The organism is Microcystis sp. M53598_WE2, from assembly GCF_030067735.1.
GTDB classification, from domain to species: domain Bacteria; phylum Cyanobacteriota; class Cyanobacteriia; order Cyanobacteriales; family Microcystaceae; genus Microcystis; species Microcystis aeruginosa.
Genome location: NZ_JASJFE010000416.1, coordinates 1 through 1,102, shown reverse-complemented (window position 1 = coordinate 1,102; position 1,102 = coordinate 1). Strand labels below are relative to the sequence as shown.

Here is a 1,102-nt window from a genome sequence, read left to right as displayed (position 1 = left end):
ATTCAGAACAGTGACTAATATTCATTATTGTTGAGCCTTTCTTTCTAAGATTTCTTCAAACTCTTGACTAAGTTCATCGGAGACAGCATCGAGGTTATTGATACCAATCAAGTTCACCTCTGTATCTAAGATACTTTGAGTTTGTCCATTGCTAATTGTGTAGGCTGACACATCTTGAAATTGAATAGTATTTTTATAACCTAAAGATTTTTCCGCTTTGACAGGCTCAACGTTAGCCGCCATGATTTTATTATTCAAAGCTGTGAGAATGTAGGGACTATGGGTAGTGAGAAAGAAACGACAATTTTTATTAGCATAAAGTAAGGTAAATAGTTCTACCATATCTCTTTGAGCGGAGGGAAAAAGATGGGTTTCGGGTTCCTCAATAAAGAATTGATTAGATTCGTGAGTGGCAAAAAAGGGGAAAACTAAGAGAATTAATAACATTGGTAAGGCTTCTTGTTGTCCGCTTGAAGCATCAATTAAGTTAATCTTTCTCCCATCGGCATGATAAAGCCAATCTTGATCTTTTTCTCTTCCATAGCTACCCGATAGAATTTTTTCGGTAATTAATTTAATTTGATCATAAAGTCTTCTTTGATCATTTTCTTGATCTTGGAATTCATTAATTATTCTGTATAGACGTTGAGCGGTTTCATAATTAGAGCCAAAGTTGATAATGAGAGGATCAAGATCAAAATTATTAGCTAAAAAGGTAAAAATATTATTGGTAAAGTATTTAACAAACAGAGTGCGACTAGCTGGAATAAAGAAGATTTCTGCGGGTATAAATCCTTCTCGATCTTTAAACAAGTCAGAAGAAGAAAGAGTATTTGTGATATATTCAATAGCCTTTGAGTTTATTTCCTGAGGCTTTAAGCTGTCATCTCTATCCAATCGTCTTATCTGTCTAATGATTCTATTATAAAGCTGTTTAAAATTTTCTGAATAGGTGAATGTTAATTTATAATATCCATCGGAACTTTCTTTATGTCTTTCAATAATAAAAGTAGTATTTTTAAAAGCATAACTTATTTTGAAGGACTGATCTTTCCACGCATATCTAGGAAATAGCTGCTCGAAATCTTGCAGCACCATGCGT

At 33.2% G+C, this 1,102-nt stretch carries 1 protein-coding gene; it reads right to left on the bottom strand.

The annotated features are described in order from the left end of the window. Positions 1-24: 24 nt before the first annotated feature. Positions 25-1,102 (bottom strand): AAA family ATPase (locus PX636_RS08870; RefSeq protein WP_288116794.1); only part of this gene is annotated, 1,078 nt, incomplete at its 5' end.